Source organism: Brevundimonas sp. (assembly GCF_036399195.1).
In the GTDB taxonomy this organism is placed as follows: domain Bacteria; phylum Pseudomonadota; class Alphaproteobacteria; order Caulobacterales; family Caulobacteraceae; genus Brevundimonas.
Genome location: NZ_DASWNO010000026.1, coordinates 1 through 2,285 on the forward strand (window position 1 = coordinate 1; position 2,285 = coordinate 2,285).

Consider the following 2,285-nt stretch of genomic DNA (forward strand, 5'->3'; position numbering starts at 1 on the left):
ACCGGGGGCGGGCCCTCGATGTAGATGTCGGGCTGCTCGATGTGCACCGGCGGCGCCTGATGGACGCGCGGAGCCTCCACATGCACCCGCGGCCGGGCCACGGTGACCTCGGGAGCCGGGACGTGGACTTCCGGGGCGGCGACATAGACGTCCGACGCCTCGACATGGACCCGCGACGGGGCGACGTGGACTTCCGAAGGCCGCACGTGGACCGCCGGCGGCCTCACATAGACGGGCGGGCCCTCGACATAGACCGGCGGCGCGTCGACGTAGACGGGCGGGCTGTCGACATAGATCGGCCGGCTGCGCACATGCACCGGCGGCGCCGCGCGATGGCGCTCGTAGCCGTAGGACTCATGGCCGCGGCGGTCGTCGTAGCGCTCGCGCGCCTCGTACTCGCCGCCGGACTCTTCCTCGTAATAGGACTCGCTTTCGCGGACCTCGGTGCGGCTGTAGGCGCGGCTGTCCTCGTAACTGTCGTGACGCTCGCTGTAGCCGTAGCGGCCGCCGCGGTCGTGCTCGTACCGGTCGCCGCCGCAGGTCGGGGCGTGGCGTTCGGCGCGGGCGAAGCCGCCCAGGACGTAGCCGAACGGGATCGAGCCGCAGACGCGGCCCCGGGCCGGCGCCTCGTTGTAGATCGCGCCGCCGCCGTAATAGCCGCCCAGGTCGCCGCCGCCGCCGCCGCCGCCGACGTAGGTCGAGCCGCCGCCGCCGACGCCGCCGCGGATGGCTCCGACGTTGTAGGTGCGAGCGTTCAGGTAGGAGCGGGCCGAGGCGCCGGCGAAGGCGGACGCGCTGGCGTTCGCATTGGCGTTCACGTTGATGTTGAAGTTGCCGACGGGGGGACGGTAGTGACCGCCGCCCTGATGGCCCCCACCTTGGTGCCCGCCGCCTTGGTGACCGCCGCCTTGGTGACCGCCGCCCTGATGACCGCCGCCCGGGTGGCCGCAACCGCCGCCGCAGCCGCCGCCGGGGCGACCGCCGCCGTGCTGGCCGCCGCCGGTCGGGCCGCTGGCCATCGCCGGGCTCGCCGCGGCGAGGATGAGAACTGCGGCCCCTGCCGCGATGTTAAGGATGCGCATGCTTCTAACTCCCGTTGGGAGCCGTTGTAAGCCTCTGGAAACGAAAGGGTTCGGATTGCACCGCAGGGGCGAGCGCGACCCCGCCGCATTCCCCCGACAGCGTCAAATTTAACCACGACGCTCCGATTTCGGCCCGTGGCGAGGGCGCCGGCGCGCCCGTCATCCGCCCCCTCCCCCACATCCGTCATCCTCGGGCTTGTCCCGAGGACCCACCCCGGCGGAGGCAAGGACGGTAGGCACGCTGGCCGCGCTCTCCTGCATCTAACCGAGGGGCTGGAGATCGCGGAGCGATGGGTCCTCGGGACGGGCCCGAGGATGACGGAGTTTGATGGTATTGGCCTTGCGCGCCCAGCTCTCGCGGCGGCGCGTCCTAGAAATCGACCGCGAGCCCCTTCTTCTCCCAGTCCCCGTAGCGGGTCGGCTCGGGTCCCCGCGGGCCGCCGTGCTCCGTGGCCGCTTCGACAGTCGAAGCGGCGGCCCGGCGTTCCGCGGCTTCCAGCAACGCCCGTCGCGCCGCCTCGCTCAGCGGCCGCTCCGGCGTGGCGTGCGGAACGTCGGCGTTCAGGGCCGGCGCGGGCGGGGTGGGATGATCGGTCACAGCGGTCTCGTCTTGAGCGGGGGCGTCGAGGCCCACAAGTTAAAGGTTCGCCGCCGAGGCGCCAGTGACGACGAACCAGACGCGACGATGAACCACCTCAAGACCTTCACCCTGTTGGCCGCACTGACCGCCCTGTTCGGCGCCATCGGCCTGTGGCTGGGCGGAACCGGCGGCATGCTGATCGCCCTCGCCGTGGCCGGGGGCATGAACCTGTTCAGCTACTGGAACGCCGACAAGATCGTCCTGAAGATGTACCGGGCCCAGCCGGTCGACGAACAGCATCCCAACGCCGTGGTCCGCACCTATGTCGCAGACGTGGTGCAGATGGCCCGCGACGCCGGTCTGCCGCGCCCGGCGATCGCCATCATCCCCAACGACCAGCCGAACGCCTTCGCCACCGGCCGCAACCCGGCCAACGCCGCCGTCTGCGCCACGACCGGCCTGCTGGACATGCTGACCCGTGACGAGATCCGGGGCGTCATGGCCCACGAGCTGGCCCATGTGAAGAACCGCGACACCCTGACCATGACGGTCACCGCGACCGTCGCGGGGGCGATCGCCATGCTGGCCAATTTCGCCCTCTTCTTCGGCGGCGGCGACGACCG

General features: G+C 71.5%; 3 protein-coding genes. 1 reads left to right on the forward strand and 2 read right to left on the reverse strand.

The window, feature by feature from the left end; all coding sequences use genetic code 11:
* Positions 1-1,082 (reverse strand): hypothetical protein (locus VGB60_RS01405; RefSeq protein WP_331036498.1); only part of this gene is annotated, 1,082 nt, incomplete at its 3' end.
* A gap of 370 nt (positions 1,083-1,452) precedes the next feature.
* Positions 1,453-1,680 (reverse strand): succinate dehydrogenase assembly factor 4, encoded by a 228-nt coding sequence (locus tag VGB60_RS01410; protein WP_331036499.1) that lies wholly within the window; start codon positions 1,678-1,680, stop codon positions 1,453-1,455.
* Positions 1,681-1,767: 87 nt separating this feature from the next.
* Between VGB60_RS01410 and VGB60_RS01415 the strand changes: the two genes are divergently transcribed.
* On the forward strand, positions 1,768-2,285 hold a 518-nt coding region (locus VGB60_RS01415; protein ID WP_331036500.1), incomplete at its 3' end, for a M48 family metalloprotease.